The sequence below is a fragment of the Chryseobacterium paridis genome (assembly GCF_016595215.1).
Lineage (GTDB): Bacteria > Bacteroidota > Bacteroidia > Flavobacteriales > Weeksellaceae > Chryseobacterium > Chryseobacterium paridis.
In genome coordinates this window covers 1,008,892-1,027,182 of record NZ_JAENHK010000010.1, presented here as the reverse complement: position 1 = coordinate 1,027,182, position 18,291 = coordinate 1,008,892, and the positions used below count along the sequence as shown (strand labels likewise).

15 protein-coding genes are annotated in these 18,291 nt (G+C 34.0%); 10 read left to right on the top strand and 5 right to left on the bottom strand.

What is annotated here, in order from left to right:
* Positions 1 to 5: 5 nt before the first annotated feature.
* Positions 6 to 1,127 carry an alpha/beta hydrolase-fold protein gene (locus JHL15_RS14135; RefSeq protein WP_200249174.1) on the bottom strand — a complete coding sequence of 374 codons (1,122 nt, stop codon included), beginning with the start codon at positions 1,125 to 1,127 and terminating at the stop codon, positions 6 to 8.
* A gap of 213 nt (positions 1,128 to 1,340) precedes the next feature.
* Here JHL15_RS14135 and glgB point away from each other — a divergent pair, with 213 nt between their 5' ends.
* The 9 genes from glgB (at position 1,341) to apaG (ending at position 13,611) form a co-directional block, all read left to right on the top strand.
* Positions 1,341 to 3,290: a 1,4-alpha-glucan branching protein GlgB gene (gene glgB / locus JHL15_RS14130; RefSeq protein ID WP_200246738.1), complete on the top strand. Its 1,950-nt coding sequence runs from the start codon at positions 1,341 to 1,343 to the stop codon at positions 3,288 to 3,290.
* Between the two features lies 1 nt (position 3,291).
* The gene (locus JHL15_RS14125; RefSeq protein ID WP_200246736.1) at positions 3,292 to 4,698 is read left to right on the top strand and encodes a glycogen synthase; all 1,407 of its coding nucleotides are present in this window, start codon (positions 3,292 to 3,294) and stop codon (positions 4,696 to 4,698) included.
* 70 nt (positions 4,699 to 4,768) lie between these two features.
* Positions 4,769 to 5,242 (top strand): FEKKY domain-containing protein, encoded by a 474-nt coding sequence (locus JHL15_RS14120; protein WP_200246735.1) that lies wholly within the window; start codon positions 4,769 to 4,771, stop codon positions 5,240 to 5,242.
* Positions 5,243 to 5,256: 14 nt separating this feature from the next.
* Positions 5,257 to 6,525 carry a glucose-1-phosphate adenylyltransferase gene (locus JHL15_RS14115; RefSeq protein ID WP_200246733.1) on the top strand — a complete coding sequence of 423 codons (1,269 nt, stop codon included), beginning with the start codon at positions 5,257 to 5,259 and terminating at the stop codon, positions 6,523 to 6,525.
* Positions 6,526 to 6,644: 119 nt separating this feature from the next.
* Positions 6,645 to 7,802: a hypothetical protein gene (locus tag JHL15_RS14110; protein WP_200246731.1), complete on the top strand. Its 1,158-nt coding sequence runs from the start codon at positions 6,645 to 6,647 to the stop codon at positions 7,800 to 7,802.
* 65 nt (positions 7,803 to 7,867) lie between these two features.
* Positions 7,868 to 8,908, top strand: coding sequence for an SRPBCC domain-containing protein (locus tag JHL15_RS14105; protein WP_200246729.1), 1,041 nt, complete (start codon positions 7,868 to 7,870; stop codon positions 8,906 to 8,908).
* Between the two features lie 123 nt (positions 8,909 to 9,031).
* A complete protein-coding gene (locus tag JHL15_RS14100; RefSeq protein ID WP_200246727.1) occupies positions 9,032 to 11,848 on the top strand; it encodes a 2-oxoglutarate dehydrogenase E1 component in 2,817 nt (938 codons plus the stop codon).
* A 39-nt stretch (positions 11,849 to 11,887) separates the two neighbouring features.
* On the top strand, positions 11,888 to 13,141 hold the full coding sequence (odhB, locus tag JHL15_RS14095) for a 2-oxoglutarate dehydrogenase complex dihydrolipoyllysine-residue succinyltransferase (protein ID WP_200246725.1): 1,254 nt from the start codon (positions 11,888 to 11,890) through the stop codon (positions 13,139 to 13,141).
* An 83-nt stretch (positions 13,142 to 13,224) separates the two neighbouring features.
* Complete coding sequence (gene apaG / locus JHL15_RS14090) at positions 13,225 to 13,611, top strand: Co2+/Mg2+ efflux protein ApaG (RefSeq protein ID WP_234047777.1); 387 nt, start codon at positions 13,225 to 13,227, stop codon at positions 13,609 to 13,611.
* Positions 13,612 to 13,613: 2 nt separating this feature from the next.
* On the opposite strand, the gene JHL15_RS14085 is transcribed toward apaG, so the two are convergent.
* The 3 genes from JHL15_RS14085 to JHL15_RS14075 form a co-directional block, all read right to left on the bottom strand.
* The gene (locus JHL15_RS14085) at positions 13,614 to 14,168 is read right to left on the bottom strand and encodes a 3'-5' exonuclease (protein ID WP_200246721.1); all 555 of its coding nucleotides are present in this window, start codon (positions 14,166 to 14,168) and stop codon (positions 13,614 to 13,616) included.
* 166 nt (positions 14,169 to 14,334) lie between these two features.
* Entirely contained in the window at positions 14,335 to 15,312 is a 978-nt protein-coding gene (locus tag JHL15_RS14080; RefSeq protein WP_200246719.1) for a glycosyltransferase family 2 protein, read from the bottom strand.
* A 5-nt stretch (positions 15,313 to 15,317) separates the two neighbouring features.
* The gene (locus tag JHL15_RS14075) at positions 15,318 to 16,202 is read right to left on the bottom strand and encodes a lysophospholipid acyltransferase family protein (RefSeq protein WP_200246717.1); all 885 of its coding nucleotides are present in this window, start codon (positions 16,200 to 16,202) and stop codon (positions 15,318 to 15,320) included.
* A 79-nt stretch (positions 16,203 to 16,281) separates the two neighbouring features.
* Here JHL15_RS14075 and JHL15_RS14070 point away from each other — a divergent pair, with 79 nt between their 5' ends.
* Complete coding sequence (locus JHL15_RS14070) at positions 16,282 to 16,851, top strand: thioredoxin family protein (RefSeq protein WP_200246715.1); 570 nt, start codon at positions 16,282 to 16,284, stop codon at positions 16,849 to 16,851.
* 35 nt (positions 16,852 to 16,886) lie between these two features.
* On the opposite strand, the gene JHL15_RS14065 is transcribed toward JHL15_RS14070, so the two are convergent.
* A complete protein-coding gene (locus tag JHL15_RS14065; RefSeq protein WP_317193065.1) occupies positions 16,887 to 18,290 on the bottom strand; it encodes an aldehyde dehydrogenase in 1,404 nt (467 codons plus the stop codon).
* Between the last annotated feature and the right edge of the window lies 1 nt (position 18,291).

Sequence of the window (18,291 nt, the reverse complement as noted above, 5' to 3'; positions counted from 1 at the left end):
ATCCTTTACTGTTTAATACTTTTTTGTTGTGGAGTTACTTCTACCGGATTTTCTATATTGTCGTAGAACAGCCATTCAATAGCTCTTGGGAATTCCTGGGACCAGTAAAATTCACTATGGGTACCTTCGGGATTGATGTTGGTTTTAAACTCAAAATCAAAGAGGTTTTTCTTCTCCCATTTTCTTAGATACTCCTCAAAAATATGAATTCTCTTTACCATTTTGGAGCCTTCTTTTCCGCCTCCGTATAAATATATTTTTGTTTTAAAAGGGACTCTGAAGTTCATCAATGGAAAATTGTTATTGGGTTCTACCCAAAGTGAAGGAGAGAAGATCAGTAATTTAGAATATACTTCCGGATAAAGAAATCCGCTGTATATACTTATTAGAGCGCCTAAAGAACTGCCACCAATACCAGTATTTTCCCTGTCTTTTTTGGTGCGGTAATGTTCGTCGACAAATGGTTTTAATGTATCTGTGATAAACCGGATATACTTTTTCCCTTCTGAACCATTGGCAACATTATCATTATCGAATATGTATTCTTTTATTCGTTCTTTACTTCCATGCTCTATGGCAATGATAATTACATCTCCACGACCATATTCTGAAAGAATAGAAAGCTTTTTATCTATTTCCCAGTTTCCATATTCACTTCCTTCATTGAAAAGGTTTTGAGCGTCCTGTAGATACAAAACAGGATAGCTTTTGTTCGAAACATAATAATCATAGGGAAGTAATGCCCATACTTTGCGATACCTGTCCAGTTGAGGAATGTAAAATTCTTCCGAGATAATTTCAACAATAGGGAAAAATTCATCTTTAAAAGGTCCCCAGTTAAGCCTCCACTTTTTAACTACGTCAGAAACGCTAGCAACAGATTTTTCAATTTTTCTATTGGGGGTAATGTTTCCATATTGATCAAGTTCGACGTTTTCCCAGCCTCCTTTTGTGAATTTATATTCAATGCTGGTAGGAAGAATGTTATCATCAATATCGATACTGTAATTGTTAGGGTCTGTTGATGTAAGCTGATAATTACTGTCCTTAGGATTCCAATTATTAAAGTTTCCTGTTATGTATACAGTTCTGTCGTCACTTTCTTCCGTGTAAAGCTTAAACTTCATCATGTGTTTTTAAAAAATTACTGCTAAATTTATAAAAAAACTTTATATATATCCACTCAGAAATTTTAGATAAAAACAAATCTAGAGATTACTAAATTTTATATATTTGATAGTAACGTGGATGAAGTAACTTATATAACAATTATTTGAATTTTAATTAATTGTTTCTAACTGTATTTTTCGTAGTTTCAAAGAATATAAATTAAACACTAAATGAACTCTGTTAAAACATATACTCTTTTTACGGATCATGATGTTTATCTTTTTAAAGAAGGTAAGCATTATAAGCTGTACGATAAGTTCGGGGCACATTCTGTAGAAAAAGATGGGGTTCAGGGAGTTTATTTTTCGGTGTGGGCTCCCAATGCTAAAAAGGTTTCTGTGATTGGAAATTTTAATAATTGGAACCATAAAGATCATATTTTATATCCCCGTTGGGATGGATCGGGGATCTGGGAAGGCTTTATTGCTGAACTTACCTGGGGAACTTTGTACAAATATGCTATAGAAACTGCCTATGGAGAAATTCTGGAAAAAAGTGATCCATATGCCTTAAGCTGGGAACAAAACATTCAGGCTGCATCATTGGTATCTACAACATGGTACGAATGGAGTGATAAAGAGTGGATGAATAGCAGATGGGAAGTAAACCGTTTAGAATCTCCGATTTCAGTGTATGAAATACACTTAGGTTCATGGGTAAGAGAAGAAGACAGCCCGGATAAGTTTTTAAACTATCGGGATATAGCTAAAAAGCTTGTTCCGTATCTTAAAGAAATGGGTTTTACGCATGTAGAATTTATGCCCGTAATGGAATTTCCTTACGATCCCAGTTGGGGATATCAGATTACAGGTTTCTATGCTGCGACATCCAGGTTCGGTTCTCCTCAGGATCTCATGTATCTGATTGACGAGCTGCATCGAAATGGAATTGGTGTGATTTTGGATTGGGTTCCTTCACATTTTCCGGGTGATGCCAATGGCTTATATAAATTTGATGGTTCTTCCTTATACGAACATGAGGATCCTAAAAAAGGGTTCCATCCGGATTGGAAATCATATATTTTTAACTATGGACGGAATGAAGTGAAATCATTTCTGATTTCGAATGCTATGTTTTGGCTTGAAAGATACCATGCAGATGGATTGCGTGTAGATGCTGTAACCTCTATGCTTCATTTAGACTATTCGCGTAATGAGGGTGAATGGGAGCCTAATCAATATGGAGGAAATGTAAATCTTGAAGCAAAAGCTTTTTTACAGGAATTCAATACTGCAGTATATAAAGAATTTGGAAATAACATCATTACCATAGCAGAAGAGAGTTCGGATTTTCCCTTGCTCACAAAACCCGTACATAATGGGGGAGTAGGATTTGGAATGAAATGGATGATGGGCTGGATGCATGACACTTTGGATTATTTTAAACTGGATCCTATACACAGAAAAGGGAGTCATCATAAACTGACTTTTGCATCTATGTATATGTATAATGAAAATTATATGATGCCCCTCTCACATGATGAGGTCGTACATGGGAAATCGAGTCTTATTTATAAAATGCCTGGTGATGAATGGCAAAAGTTTGCCAATCTTCGTACATTGTATGTATATATGTATACCCATCCGGGAGCAAAGTTGCTTTTTATGGGTGATGAATTTGGGCAGACCAGTGAATGGAATTTTAAGCAAAGCCTGGACTGGCATTTATTACAGTATCCTGTTCATAAAGGTTTGCAGACTCTGATAAAGGATCTGAATCATATGTACAGATATGAACCTGCTTTCTATGAAAATCAGTTTAATCCTAAGGGTTTTGAATGGATAGAAGCGGACGACCAGGATAATTCGGTGTATGTATATTTAAGAAAAGGAAAAAGAAGAGATGATGTTTGTATGGTGGTTCTAAATCTTACACCCCGAATTGTAGAATATAAGATTGGCATAAATGAAGGAACGCATTGGGAAGTTGTTTTCAATTCTGATGATGAAAGGTATAGTGGAGGAGGCGTTGATCCAGAGATTCTGAAAGAAGAGCATAAAGAATGGATGAACAGGTCAAAATCAATTACATTAAAATTACCCCCATTAGCTGGATTAATTTTAAAACAGAAAAGAGATAAGAAGTATAAATTACATAGAATTAAATTACATAAAAAGTAAAATGATTGTATATCATCTTAGCACGGAATGTTATCCGATAGCAAAAGTAGGAGGCTTGGCAGATGTTGTGGGCGCATTACCTAAATATCAGAATAAAATAAAAGGAGTTGAAGCTAAAGTTGTAATGCCTTGGTACAATAAAGCTTTTGTGCATGACCATGAATTTGATATTGTTTTTGATGGTTTTATTCATCAGGGAGGTACAATGCTTCAGGTGGTGGTAATGAAAGAGAAGACTGATGTTTTGGGTTTTGAATTGTATATGGTGAAAATACCGGGACTTTTGGACCGCGATAATCCTTATGGTTATCAGGATGAAAGTTTTCAGTTTTTAGCATTTCAGCATGGGGCTTTACATTGGTTAAGTGCCATGGAAATTCGTCCTGATGTTTTACATTGTCATGATTATCATACAGGATTGGTTCCTTTTATGATCGAACATTGTCCGGAATTTAGATTCCTAAAAGGAGTGAAAACCATTGGAACCATTCATAATGGGGAATATCAGGGAATGATGAGTTGGGGAATGGCACATTATATGCCTGCATTTGATAGTTATAAATGGGGGCTTTTGGATTGGAACGGATTTATTAATCCTTTAGCAAGTATGATTAAATGTTCTACTGCTTTTACAACTGTTTCGGAAGGTTATCTGGAAGAATTGTTCATAAGCTTCCGGGGACTTGAAAGCCTTGTTCGTGAAGAATACGGAAAAGCATATGGAATAATCAATGGTATTGATACCGAAGTGTGGAACCCTGAAACAGATCCAATGCTGGATTATAATTTTAGTAGTAAAAATGCTGTTGAGCAGAAAAAGAAAAGCAAGGCAAAACTTTGTAAAGAATATAGATTAAAACCGGAGCTTCCTTTGTTTGCTTTTATAGGAAGGTTCGCAACTGAAAAAGGGGCTGACTTGCTGCCTGATGTAGTTTGGAGAAGTATAAGACAAAGCCAGGGTGCTTTAAATATTATGATCCTCGGTTCGGGAAACAGATATATCGAAGATAAATTAAAGGAATACGAATATCTCTATAGCAACTTTGCTTTGGATCTTGGATATAAAGAATATTTATCTCATAAAATCTATGCTTCAGCGGACTTTTTATTAATGCCGTCAAGAGTAGAACCTTGTGGATTGAATCAAATGTACTCCATGAGATATGGAACAGTGCCAATTGTAAGGTATACGGGAGGATTAAAAGATACTGTAGCCGATATTTCTACAGGTGGGGCCGGATTAAATTTTTCTTATCCGGGAGTAGATGATGTGATTCATGCTATGAACAGAGGATTAAACATCTATCATCAAAAAGGAGCCATGGAAGATCTTATTGCGTCAAATATGCAGTTTGATTTTGCATGGGAGAAATCGGCAGAAAAGTATATCGCATTATATAATAAGTAAAATATTGAGAGCCTTTTTTCTTTTTTTATTATTGCTCCTGGCCTTATCTTGTAAAAAAGGAAGAGAAAAAATGGCACCTACTGATGGATATTATAAGATCTTAGGATATGGTTATCCCAACATGTCAAATGTAGAAGGAAGAAATGGAATTGCAGAAAAATGGAAAATCAAATATATTGACGTAGCAGGTTGTGATGTTGATCAGAAGTTAATGGATAGTGTTGATATTGAAAACAAGAAAACTTTTGTGGCATTAGATGCGAAATATGGCAAAGACTGGAAAGCTAGGTATGATAAGGATGTCGAAAATTTCATGTTAAATAAGGTGGAAGTTATGGATGTTTTAATTACAAATAAATTGTTCAGAAAAAAGCTTAAAGATTACAATATAGAAATTGATGGTGTAGATAAAGAAGTTAAAGAATTAAATGATCAGGGTTTATATGAGGTAATTGTTTTTAACAATAATCTACAATATGAAAACAAAGAATGTTTTAGAGTACAAGTGGATACTAGGAATAGAAAAGTAAATCTAATTAAATAAAACGCAAGATATTTATGAATCGCAATGTTATTTCCATTGTTTTGGGAGGAGGTAGAGGAACGAGACTTTTTCCATTAACCTATTCAAGGTCAAAACCAGCCGTTCCAATTGCCGGAAAATACAGACTGGTAGATATCCCTATTTCCAATTGTTTGAATTCGGGATTGAATAAGATTTTGGTTTTAACTCAGTTTAATTCCGCCTCTTTAAATTCTCATATTAAAAACTCATATCATTTTGATATTTTCAGTAAAGGATTTGTAGATATTCTGGCAGCTGAGCAAAATGTTGAAAACGAAAGTTGGTATCAGGGGACAGCTGATGCTGTTCGACAGTCGATGAAACATCTTGAGAAGTATGATTATGATTATATTTTAATTCTATCGGGTGATCAGCTATACCAGATGGACTTTAGAGAGATGTTGGATTATCATATCGAAAAAGGGGGGGATGTTACCATTGCTACTATCCCGGTCAATGCTAAAGATGCAACTGGTTTTGGAATCTTAAAATCAGATGATGAAGGAAACATTACTTCTTTTGTTGAGAAACCTGGTATGGATGTTTTGGGAGATTGGAAATCTGAAGTTTCAGAACACAACAAACATGAAGGAAAAGAATATTTAGCTTCTATGGGAATTTATATATTCACAAAAAGTATTCTGAAAAAAATGTTTGATGAAGGGGCAGGAGACGATTTTGGAAAAGATATTATTCCTAATTCAATAGGAAGCTATACTACATTAAGTTATCAGTATGAAGGATATTGGACCGATATAGGAACTATCGAGTCTTTTTACGAAGCCAACCTGGATTTATGCCAGGATTTTCCACAATTTAATTTATTCTCATCATCACCTATATATACAAGAGCAAGAATGCTTCCGCCATCAAAAATTAATGGATCTTATGTAAGTAAAGCAGTCTTTGGAGATGGATGTATTATTATGGCAGATAAAATTGAAAATTCTGTGATAGGAAACAGAACGAGAATAGATAAAGGAAGTACTATTGTAAATTCTTATGTGATGGGTGCGGATTTCTATCAGAATACTACAGAAATTGTTATGAATGATAGAAAAGGCTATCCTAATATGGGAATTGGTAAGTACTGCTATATAGAAAAAGCAATTTTAGACAAGAACTGCTATATCGGAGATAATGTAAGGATCATTGGAGGTAAGCATCTACATGATGGGGATTATGAAACACATTCTGTTCAAGATGGAATTGTAGTCGTGAAAAAAGGGGCTGTTTTGCTACCAGGAACTCATATTGGATAGAATCTAATGGAATACCAACTTACATTACTTATTGAAATTCAAAAAAATCCACAACTTTGACAAGAATAATACGGAGGAGGAATCTAATACTTCTCCGTATTGCTTTAAAGATTTCAACAATGAAACGATTATTATTTCTTTTTATTCTTTTATCTGCTTTTTTTAGCTCTCAGGTTATTAAAGATTCAATTTTTGGAAAACCTAAATTTATAAAAGAATCTGTAATTTTTCTGAATGATTCTGGTCCGTTTACATTTATGAAGGGAGATGACGAATATGGGCATGCGGTAATAATGACTCCTAAAAATTTGAGAAACAGAATGAAAGATACTTGGTTCGAAACCAACTTTTGCAGGTACATAAACAATGAGGTGTATTTTGATAAAAATAGAAATATTATAAAAGAGATTTGGTATTATAAATCCGGTGAAATAGTAGATGACTATACCTATGTGTACGATGACTTAAATAGAATAATTACAGAAAGCTCTAAAAATAAATATTCAGAAAAATCTTCTCATTACTTTTATGACAAGAATAGTAAAATTGCTAAATTTAAGAAATACTATTATAAATGGGAGAATGAGCCTTTGGAAATATTTGTAAATAATCTTGAAAGCTTTAAACCTTTATTCGTTACGAAGTTTGATACTATTTCAAAGACTGATAGCATTTTTGCAATTACAAATGATATTTGGAAAAGTGTTGATGAGCGTTCCTACACAAGAGCAAAAGATTCTATTTACCATAAGAGATTGACCAGAATTAAGGTTTATGATAAACAATATCGAGTGGTGGAAGAGAAATTTTTCAATTATGAAGAAGATTTTCAAAACAAAAGAGTATCCTTAACGAGACATCTTAAATATGAATATGACAAGGTTGGAAATCTAGCAAAACAGATTGACTTTAAAGATGGAAAATTCTATTCTTATATTATGTTTGAAAATGGAAGAATAATTAGAGAAGAAAAAAATGATGATTATGGAAAAACTTCTTATACTGTTTATACTTATACCAAAGATCAAAAACTAGAGAGAAGAACAATGTACTACAATGATAAGATTTGGTATGATTTAAGATTCGTATATGATGGTAACTACATAACAAAATTGTATTATTTAGATAAATATGGAAGTGAGGATAAAGATATAGAACCGACTGTAATTACATTCAAATATACTTTTGATAAACAAAAAAACTGGAAGAAAATTATTAAAAATGTAGACGGAAAAGATTTATATATGTGGACTAGGGAAATTGAATATTATAAATAAAATAAACATACAACCAGAGTGATCAATATATTGGTCACTTTTTTTATTTGTCTTACTTTTGTGCGATGCGTTTTATTAAAATAATAAGTGTAATTGTTGTTTTGCTGGTAGGTGCTTATGCGCTTTCCATGTACTATTTTGTGGAGGACAGTAAAAACTTTAAAATAGAAAAAGAAATAGATTTTCCGGTGGATAAAGTATTTCATCAGTTTAATAATTTACAGAATTTTACCCGATGGAATAATTTCTTTACCAATTCGCAGTCGATTGATATTGATTATTATACCCCATATGAAGGGATGGGTAGTGCTATAAGCTATGTGGATCCCAAAAATGACAGAGATGGAGAAATGTTCATCCGATACGAAAATCCTAATCAGACATTGAGATATCAGCTTTTTGAAGATAAAAATGAGAATCCAACTCTTGTGGATGTAAAATTCAAAGCTGTTTCTGCTGAGAAAACAAAAATTACCTGGTTTGTGCACACTCCAAAACTCTCTGTATTGAGAAGAGTAGAAAACTTTTGGACAGAAGATCGATTTGCTGAGAATATTGATAAAAGCATGACCAATCTTAAAAATGTTTTAGGCAATAAAGTAGAGAAGGATAATCAGATGGCTGCAATCAAGTATGACAGCTTAATGGTTGAAAATGAAGAAGGAAAGTTATTATTGGGAATCAATGTAAGTACATCCAATAAAAAAGATGCATTGTATAAAAACATTGTGATGAACTATAATAAAGTTTATAATTACATCAGCATGGATTTAGGTAAAAAAGAAGATGAGTTCGGATTTCCAATGCTGATTACTGATGCTGATAATTACAAGGATAAAGAAGTTTCTTACTTTATGGGAATTCCTTTATCTAAGAAAATAGGAATTACGGATAATAACTTTAGTTTCAGATCAGTAAGCCCTACCCAGAATTATATTATTTATTATAAAGGATCTTACGCCGGAAGGGTAAAAGCAATTCAGCAATTGATCCAAAAAGCAAAGAAAGATGAAATGCGTTTTGGTGATATTTATCAGGTTTTTATAGAACGCCCTATGGAGGATCAGGATGTGAATATGAAGCTTTCATTATCAGTGTATAAGTAAATTTATACAAATTATATTTTTTATAGTTTTTTTAATAATTGTAGACTGTCCCAAGTCGGTTTTTTTTATTAAATTTGAGGATTAATTATACAAACAAAATTTAATAATAGATAAACTGTAATAATGGACAGATTTTCATTCCTAAACGCAGCTCATTCTCAGTTAATTGAGGATTTATACCAACAATACTTAAAATTCCCGGATTCTTTAGAGCCATCATGGAAAGCCTTCTTTCAAGGTTTCGATTTTGCTTTGGAGAACTACGGTGATGAAGATAACATCCAATACATTCAAGCTCCAGCTAATACTGCCCCTGCAGTACAGCAAATATCTCAGGCGGTATCAAACGGAGAGGTTCCTGAGCACATCAAGAAAGAATTTAAAGTTGTAAACCTTATTGAGGCTTACAGAACAAGAGGACATTTGTTTACAAAAACAAACCCTGTAAGAGAAAGAAGACATTATACTCCTACTTTGGATATCGAAAATTTCGGTCTTAGTAAGGAAGATTTAAATACAAAATTCAACTGTGCTGTTGAAACAGGAATGAAAGAACCTGCAACACTACAGGATATCATCACTCATTTAGAGCATATTTATTGTGATTCTATCGGTGTTGAATATACTTATATCAACAATGTTGAAGAGAAAGATTTTATCAAAAAATGGTTACAGGTAAACGAAAACCATCCAAGTCTTTCAGCTAATGAAAAAACTGAGATTTTATTAAAGTTGAATCAGGCTGTAGCTTTTGAAAACTATCTTCATACAAAATTTGTTGGTCAAAAGAGATTCTCTTTAGAAGGAGGTGAAACATTAATTCCTGCTCTTGATCAGTTAATTTCTAGATCTTCTCAACTTGGAGTTGATGAAGTTGTTTTAGGAATGGCTCACAGAGGAAGATTAAATGTATTGTCCAATATTTTCGGAAAATCTTATAAGCAGATTTTCTCTGAATTCGAAGGAAAAGAGTTTGAAGAAGATGTATTCTCTGGTGACGTTAAATATCACTTAGGATCTTCTAAAAAAATTAAAACAGCTTCAGGCGAAGAAGTTTCTATTAATTTGACTCCAAACCCATCACACTTAGAAACAGTAGCTGCCTTAGTAGAAGGAATCTGCCGTGCTAAAGTAGATGACAGATATAAAGGAGATTATTCTAAAATTTTACCAATTATTATCCACGGAGATGGAGCTATTGCAGGACAAGGAATTGTGTATGAAGTAGCACAAATGATGACTTTGGAAGGATATAAAACAGGAGGTACGGTTCATATCGTTGTCAATAACCAGGTTTCATTTACAACTAACTATGCAGATGCAAGATCATCTACATACTGTACAGATATTGCTAAGGTTACTGAATCTCCGGTAATGCATGTGAATGCAGATGATGCTGAAGCTGTAGTACACGCTATTCATTTTGCTGCTGATTTCAGAGCGAAGTTTGGAAAAGATGTTTATATCGATTTATTAGGATATAGAAAATATGGTCATAACGAAGGGGATGAACCAAGATTTACGCAGCCTAATTTATATAAGCTGATTTCTAAACACCCTAATCCAAGGGAGATCTATAAAGATAAATTGATTCAGGACAGTATCGTTTCTAATGATATCCTGAAAAAAATGGAAACTGATTTCAAAGCGCTTTTAGATAAAGACTTTGATGCTTCTAAAGAAATAGAGAAAAACGTAATGGATGTGTTTATGTCTGAGGACTGGACCAATTATCCAATTGCTACAAGAGGTGCTATGCAGTCTTCAGTGGATACTACATATGATTTAGCTAAGCTGAAAGAGCTTGCTATTAAAATGTCAACACTTCCTGCAGATAAAAAATTCATTAGTAAAATTACAAGGCTTTTCGAAAACCGTGTAAAAGCAATTGAAGGAAACTCTTTAGATTGGGCTTTAGGAGAATGGTTAGCCTATGCTACATTGCTTACTGAAGGTCATAACGTCAGAATATCAGGAGAAGATGTAGAAAGAGGTACTTTCTCTCACAGACATGCGGTTGTAAAAACTGAAGATACTGAAGAAGAATATATCCCATTAAGACATGTTTCTGAAAATAGATTTGATGTTTATAACTCTCATCTTTCAGAATATGGTGTTTTAGGATTTGATTATGGTTATGCAATGGTGTCTCCAAACACATTAACGATTTGGGAAGCACAGTTTGGGGATTTCGTAAACGGAGCTCAAATTATTGTTGACCAGTATCTTGCTGCTGCTGAAGAAAAATGGAAAATTCAAAATGGTTTAGTAATGTTATTGCCTCACGGTTCTGAAGGACAAGGAGCTGAACACTCTTCTGCAAGATTGGAGAGATTCCTTACTCTTTGTGCCAACGAGAATATGGTAGTAGCTAATGTTACATCGCCGGCTAACTATTTCCACTTACTAAGAAGACAGTTGAAATGGACATACAGAAAGCCATTGGTTGTAATGAGCCCTAAATCATTGTTGAGACATCCAAAAGTGGTTTCTCCATTAGAAGATTTTGCAACCGGAGCTTTCCAGCCTATTTTGGATGATCCTACTGCAGATCCTAAAAAAGTAGAAAAAGTGGTTCTTTGTTCAGGTAAATTCTATTTCGAATTACTGGCTAAGAAAGAAGAGCTTAATGCTGAAAATATTGCATTAGTAAGATTTGAGCAAATATATCCGCTACAGACTGATGCTATTGAGCAAATTTTCAGTAAATATGAAAACAGAAAAGAATTAATCTGGGCTCAAGAAGAACCTGAAAATATGGGGGCTTGGTCTTATATCTTAAGAAACTTCAGGGATACAGGAATTCAGGTAATTGCTGCTGTACCTAGCGCTGCTCCGGCTCCGGGAAGTCACAAGATGTTTGAAAAAAATCAGAATGCAGTAATCAACAAGGTTTTTAATACCAATGATGCTCCAACAAAAAGACCTGTAACGGTTTAATCAATTAATAATAATCAATTAAAAAATAAAAAATACGATATGTCAGTTTTAGAAATGAAAGTTCCTTCACCGGGCGAATCAATAACAGAAGTTGAAATCGCGACTTGGCTTGTGAAAGATGGTGATTATGTAGAAAAAGATCAACCAATCGCTGAGGTAGACTCAGATAAAGCAACTCTAGAACTTCCTGCTGAGCAAAGTGGTGTTATTACTTTAAAGGCAGAAGAAGGTGAAGTTGTACAAGTAGGTCAGGTAGTTTGTTTAATTGATATGGATGCTGCTAAACCAGAAGGTGCAGCTCCTGCTCCCGCTGCAGAAGCTCCTAAAAAAGAGGAGGCTCCTAAAGCTGCACCAGTTCAAGAAGCTCCAAAACCAGCTGCTCAACCTGTAGCTGCTGCTCAAACATATGCAACAGGAACTCCTTCTCCGGCTGCTAAGAAAATTCTTGACGAAAAAGGAATTGATGCAGGACAAGTTTCCGGATCTGGAAGAGATGGAAGAGTAACTAAAACTGATGCTGAATTAGCTGCTGTTCCTGCAATGGGAAGTGTATCTTCTACTAACGGATCAAGAGCTACTACTACAACTAAACTTTCAGTTCTAAGAAGAAAAATTGCTTCAAGATTAGTTTCTGTAAAGAATGAAACAGCCATGTTAACAACATTCAATGAGGTTGACATGTCTGAGATCTTCAGAATCAGAAAGCAATATAAAGATGAGTTTGCTCAAAAGCACGGAATCGGACTTGGTTTCATGTCTTTCTTTACAAAAGCAGTTACAAGAGCATTGCAAATGTATCCTGATGTAAATGCATCTATCGATGGAGATTTCAAAATAAACTATGATTTTTGTGATATTTCAATTGCGGTTTCTGGTCCTAAAGGATTAATGGTTCCTGTATTGAGAAATGCTGAAGATATGACTTTCAGAAGTATCGAAGCTAATATCAAAGATTTGGCTACTAAGGTTAGAGATGGTAAAATCAGTGTTGATGAAATGACTGGTGGTACATTTACAATTACCAATGGTGGTACTTTCGGATCTATGATGTCTACTCCAATTATCAACCCTCCTCAATCTGCAATCCTTGGAATGCACAACATTATCCAAAGACCAGTAGCGGTAGATGGACAAGTTGTAATTCGTCCAATGATGTATGTGGCTATGTCTTATGACCACAGAATTATTGACGGTAAAGAATCTGTAGGATTCCTTGTTGCTGTAAAAGAAGGTATCGACAATCCTGTTGAAATATTAATGGGTGGTAACGAACGAAAAGCATTAGAATTATAAATTTTAAGAAAATTATAATATAAATTACAATCTCGTCTTAAAAAAGGCGAGATTTTTGTATTTATTTAAACAAATATTAAGTGATGTTCTCAAAAATAACTTCCAATATCAAAGTTTCAGTTGTTCCTGAATATGATATTAAAAACAGTTACCCCTCAGAAAACCGTTATGTCTTTAAGTATAACATTACCATAGAAAACGACGGTGATTTTCCTATTAAAGTTTTGAAAAGAAAATGGCTGATCTTCGACGTAGGTTTTGGATATACAGAAATCATTGGAGATGGGGTGATAGGATTGACACCAGAGATTGCTATAGGTGAAAATTTCGGTTATTTCTCTAATGTGATGCTTCGTTCCGGAGTAGGAAATATGAGCGGGAAATACCTGGTTAAAAACATGGAGACTCAGGAAAGTTTTGAAATCGATATTCCAAAATTCAACCTGCTCTCTGAAGTTTTAAGCAATTAAAACTAAAGCTGTTTTATTTTAGCACGCAAGTAGTCATGAATTTCTTCATTACTGCTTAGAAATAATTTTTCGAAAGCTAATAACGAAATTTTAGCACAAGCTTCAGCATCATCTCCGGCTCTATGGTGATTAAAGCTGATCTGATGATACTCAGATAAGTGTTTAAGTCCATATTTAGGGAGATAATTCCAGGATTTCTTAGCCAGCTGGATACTGCACAAATAATTTAATTTGGGAGTAAATATCCCATAATGTTTAAGACAACCCCTTAACACTCCCGCATCGAAACTCGCATTATGAGCAATCATTAGTGTTCCATACATCATCTCTTCGACTTCATGCCATATCTCATCGAAAGTAGGTGAATCCTTCACATCTTCTGGTTCAATACCATGAACTGCTACATTAAACCTGCTAAAATAAGGAAAGCTTGGAGGCTTAATCAGCCAGGTTTTTGTCTCAACAATTTTAGAATCCTGAACAATACAAACCCCAAGTTCACAAGCCGAGCTTCTGTCATTGGTTGCTGTTTCGAAATCTATTGCACAAAAATCCATTTTTAAGAGTATAAGTTATAGGTTGTAAGGTAATTGGTTATTTTTTACGAGTTACGGGTTTAGAGTTTGAGGGTTTGAGGGTTTGAGGATTTAGGGTTTAGCAAAAATAATTCTTAATTCATAACTTTTAATTTCAACTTTCCACTTTCAATTTTCCACTATTAAATTATTTGTTCCCCAAAAAGTGCTTAAATATAAGCCATTTACTCTGATAAAATCCATTTTTCTGATTCTTCTGACGACGTTTCCATGTTTCCGGAAGTTGCGCATAAAAACCAAAATGTGCTCTTACAACAGCCCAAAGATGCGGGAAGCCATTTTTTAAACCAAAATATATTCCTGCAATACCATCTAAACAAAGTCTGAAAAAAATAAGCCATATCAACTTTGGGAAAGGCAAATTTTTAAGCATCATGGAAAGATTATTTCTGATATTTAAATAAGTCTTCTGTGCACTTTGTTTATTTAAAGTTCCTCCACCTACATGGTAAACAGTAGATTTTCCAGTATAATATATTTTTTTTCCTGTATTAATAAATCTCCAGCATAAGTCTATCTCTTCCTGATGGGCAAAAAACCTTTCATCAAAACCATGTTGGTTCCAAAAATCTTTTGACCGAACAAAAAAACAGCATCCTGAGGCCCAGAATATTTCTGTTTCATCGTCATATTGTCCTTTATCTTCTTCTACATCATCAAATATTCTTCCCCTGCAATAAGGATATCCTAAATTATCTATTAATCCTCCTCCTGCTCCGGCGAATTCAAAATCCCTTTTATTATTAAATGATGAAATTTTAGGTTGAATAGCTGCTATTTCAGAATTTTTCGCAAAAATATCCAATACTGGTGGAAGCCAGTTTTCAGTTACTTCTACATCCGAATTTAATAAACAATAGTATTCAGCTTGTATATCTTTTAAACCTACATTGTATCCGCCTGCAAAACCGTAGTTTTTATCATTTTTAATGATATGTACTGTTGGAAATTGAGTGTTCAGATATTCTATAGAATCATCTGTAGAAAGATTATCAATTACATAGATGTCTGCCTCAGAAGAAAAGTGTACAACACTTGGAAGAAACTTTTCCAGCCAATTTCTGCCATTCCAGTTTAAGATAACAACTGCTAATTTTTTTGACATCTGATCTATTTTTTTTCTGAATCAAAATTTTTGATAGAATCCTGATATTTCCACTTTCTATGCGACCAGAGATAATTATCAGGGTTTTTATGTAAAGTGTTTTCCAATAATTTATGAAACTTTTTCACTACTTCATGTTCAACAAACTTTTCACCATCAGGACGAATTCTATGATAATTGACCTGATAAAAGCCTCGCTTTACTTTTTTCATCTCACAATAAATAAAAGCGAGATCCATTCTTGTGGCCAGCTTATCATACCCTACAAAAACAGGAGTTCTTTGATTAAGAAACTCCAGACCATAAGTAATATGGGCAAAATGTGGAGTCTGATCGGCTACAAACATATAAGCCGAGCTTCCATCATTTTTGGATCTGAAAATGTTAAGGATGACCTCATTAGCCTCTAAAGCCTCATTTCCAAATTTATTACGGACCTTCTTCATTTGATTTTCCCAAAAGTCACTGTTTACTTTCCTGTAAACGGGATGACAATGATCCTGAGGGATAATTGTTGCCAGTGCATTGATCCATTCCCAGTTGAATACATGGCCAGCCAGCAGGATAATATTTTTTCCTTCTGCCTTCGCTTCATGGAATACCTCCTGATTGATATGCTGCATTCTGACTCTGGATTCTGTTTCAGAAATACTGAATGATTTTACCGTTTCTACTAAATAGTCTGAAAAATTAAGGTAGAATTTTTTCCTGATCTCGCCAATCTCTTGCTCTGATTTCTGAGGAAAAGATTTTCTGAGATTTTCGGTTATTACATTTTTTCTATAACCTACAATGTAATAGTTTAAAAAGAAAATAATATCCGAAAAAATATATAATATTTTTAACGGGAGCTTAGAAATCAGGTATAGTATCTTGATCAGGAAATTCATAAAACATGCAAATTTAGTGATAATAAAAATATGGTTCCCTTTTTGCTTGTAATAAGTATTATTTTTTTACTTTTATGTTATGAAAAAATTGTCAATTGCAGCTTTCCTGATAGTAAGTACTTTTGTTTTTTCTCAGGAAACAAAGAAAACTCCTGAAAGGGATTCAAGAGATAAGGCGTTGCTTGTAAAGACTGATCCTGCAGAGCTGGATGCTAAGAAAAAGGCAGCAGAAGAAAAGGCTAAACTACCGAAGCCTTATGATCCAAAAGCTGATGCACAAAAAGATATTGATAAACTGATTGCTCAGGCAAAAAAAGAAAATAAAAATATCATGATACAGGCTGGTGGAAATTGGTGTATCTGGTGTTTAAGATTTAATCAGTTTGTACAAACGACTCCTGAATTGAAAGAAATGGTAGATCAGAACTATTTGTATTACCATCTCAACTTCTCGCCAGATAATAAGAATGAGAAGATTTTTGCACAATATGGTAACCCGGGAGATAAGTATGGGTATCCGGTATTTATTATTTTAGATAAAAATGGTAAAATGATCCATGTTCAGCAGAGTGATGTCTTAGAGCAGGATAAAGGATATAGCTTAGAAAAAGTGAAAGAATTTTTTGGTCAATGGACTCCGAAATCGTAAATAATAAAAACCGAGAATTTTCTCGGTTTTTTATTTTATAAAAATTTTTTGATCCAGCTTAATTTTTTTTCAGAATAGGGTGGATATTTTATATTAGGTTCACCCCAGGTTACTCGCTCTAATATTGATTTTTGATGCGAAAATGTTTCAAAACCGTATTGGCCGTGATAATGACCTATTCCTGAATTTCCAACACCTCCAAATGGTAAATTATCATTGCTTAAGTGCATAACAACATCATTAATACACCCTCCACCAAACGATATTTTTTGTTTGAAGATTTCTTTTTCATCAGAATTGTTGCTGAATAAGTAAGCTGCAAGTGGTTTTTCCAAATCAGCAATGGTATTTATAATCTGATTAAAACTGGTAAAAGTAATAACAGGTAATAAAGGACCGAAAATTTCATCCTGCATAATGGTATCCTGCCAGGCAATATTCGTCAGGATAGTTGGTTCTATGTATAGCTGCTCTTCATTGTAAGCACCTCCAAAATATATTTTTTCTTTATCAATCAGCTGAACAAGACGCTGGAAGTTCTTTTGATTAATAATTCTTGTGTACTGATCCGAACCCGGAGTATATTTAAATTCTTTAATATATTTTCTGAGCATTTCCAGGAATTGTTCCTGAACAGACTGTTCAACGGCAAGATAATCAGGAGCTACACATGTCTGGCCTGCATTTAAAAATTTCCCCCAAACAATTCTTTTGGCTGCTACTTCAAGATTAGCCTCTTTAGTAACGACTGTGGGTGATTTTCCTCCTAATTCTAAAGTTACGGGAGTCAGATGCTCAGCGGCAGCTTTATAAATGATTTTGCCGATTTTGGTACTTCCTGTGAAAAATATTTTATCAAATTTAAATCGCAGAAGCTCTGTTGTTTCATCAATTCCTCCTTCATAAACACGAATGTACTCTGGTGGGAAATTTTCATTAATGATTTTTGCCATTGCTGACATTGTATTTCCAGCAATTTCACTTGGTTTTAAGATGCAACAGTTGCCTGCTGCTAAAGCCGCAATTAATGGAGAAAGAGATAATTGATAAGGGTAGTTCCATGCCCCGATAACGAGTACACAGCCAAGAGGTTCTGGATAGATTCTGCTTTTTCCAATCTGATTGGCAAAATTTGTAGATACCTTTTTAGGCTTTGAAAGTGTCTTTAGATGATGTAAATAGTAGTCAATATCTTTTAAAACAAAAGAAATTTCCGTCGTAAAGGTGTCAAATCTTGATTTTCCAAAATCTTTCTCTATGGCTTTGTAAAGGAGCTCTTCATTTTGATGAATGAGCTCTTTTAATTTTTCAAGATACATTTTCCTAAACTTTATACTTTTAGTTTTATGTGTTTTGAAAAATGCTTTTTGATCTGATACTATTTCCTGGATATTCATACCATAAATTTGAGGAAACAATGCAAATTTTTTGCCTAAAATA

Bases quoted from the DNA above. Each gene is read 5' to 3' on its own strand.
- JHL15_RS14135 (WP_200249174.1), bottom strand. From the start codon at position 1,127: ATGAAGTTTAAGCTTTACACGGAAGAAAGTGACGACAGAACTGTATAC.
- glgB (WP_200246738.1), top strand. From the start codon at position 1,341: ATGAACTCTGTTAAAACATATACTCTTTTTACGGATCATGATGTTTAT.
- JHL15_RS14125 (WP_200246736.1), top strand. From the start codon at position 3,292: ATGATTGTATATCATCTTAGCACGGAATGTTATCCGATAGCAAAAGTA.
- JHL15_RS14120 (WP_200246735.1), top strand. From the start codon at position 4,769: ATGGCACCTACTGATGGATATTATAAGATCTTAGGATATGGTTATCCC.
- JHL15_RS14115 (WP_200246733.1), top strand. From the start codon at position 5,257: ATGAATCGCAATGTTATTTCCATTGTTTTGGGAGGAGGTAGAGGAACG.
- JHL15_RS14110 (WP_200246731.1), top strand. From the start codon at position 6,645: ATGAAACGATTATTATTTCTTTTTATTCTTTTATCTGCTTTTTTTAGC.
- JHL15_RS14105 (WP_200246729.1), top strand. From the start codon at position 7,868: ATGCGTTTTATTAAAATAATAAGTGTAATTGTTGTTTTGCTGGTAGGT.
- JHL15_RS14100 (WP_200246727.1), top strand. From the start codon at position 9,032: ATGGACAGATTTTCATTCCTAAACGCAGCTCATTCTCAGTTAATTGAG.
- odhB (WP_200246725.1), top strand. From the start codon at position 11,888: ATGTCAGTTTTAGAAATGAAAGTTCCTTCACCGGGCGAATCAATAACA.
- apaG (WP_234047777.1), top strand. From the start codon at position 13,225: ATGTTCTCAAAAATAACTTCCAATATCAAAGTTTCAGTTGTTCCTGAA.
- JHL15_RS14085 (WP_200246721.1), bottom strand. From the start codon at position 14,168: ATGGATTTTTGTGCAATAGATTTCGAAACAGCAACCAATGACAGAAGC.
- JHL15_RS14080 (WP_200246719.1), bottom strand. From the start codon at position 15,312: ATGTCAAAAAAATTAGCAGTTGTTATCTTAAACTGGAATGGCAGAAAT.
- JHL15_RS14075 (WP_200246717.1), bottom strand. From the start codon at position 16,202: ATGAATTTCCTGATCAAGATACTATACCTGATTTCTAAGCTCCCGTTA.
- JHL15_RS14070 (WP_200246715.1), top strand. From the start codon at position 16,282: ATGAAAAAATTGTCAATTGCAGCTTTCCTGATAGTAAGTACTTTTGTT.